The 323-nt window shown below is 51.4% G+C and carries 1 protein-coding gene; it reads left to right on the top strand.

Features of this window, described 5'->3' with window-relative positions:
* Positions 1–92: 92 nt before the first annotated feature.
* Positions 93–323 (top strand): hypothetical protein (locus UK12_RS44115; RefSeq protein ID WP_231591518.1); only part of this gene is annotated, 231 nt, incomplete at its 3' end.

Here is a 323-nt window from a genome sequence, read left to right as displayed (position 1 = left end):
TTGTTGTTCGCCCCGCCACCACCGTTGTTGTTGTTATTGTTGTTGTTGTTCGCCCCGCCACCCCCGTTGTTGTTGTTATTGTTGTTGTTGTTGTGAGCGCCGCTGCCATCGTTGTTGTTGTTGTTGTTAGTCCCGCCACTCCCGTTGTTGTTGCTATTGTTGTTGTTGTTGCCCCCCCGGCCGTTGTTGTTGTCATTGTTGTTGTTCTTCTCACCCCTGCAGTTGTTCTTGCTATCGTTGTTGTTGTTGGTACTCTGGCCGTTCGTGTCGTTAGTGGTGTTGGTGTGGGTCGTCGGGCCTGTGTTGTTGTCCTGGTTTTGGGT

This window comes from Saccharothrix sp. ST-888 (assembly GCF_000955975.1).
Classification (GTDB): domain Bacteria; phylum Actinomycetota; class Actinomycetes; order Streptomycetales; family Streptomycetaceae; genus Kitasatospora.
This window is presented reverse-complemented; position numbering and strand designations above follow the sequence as displayed.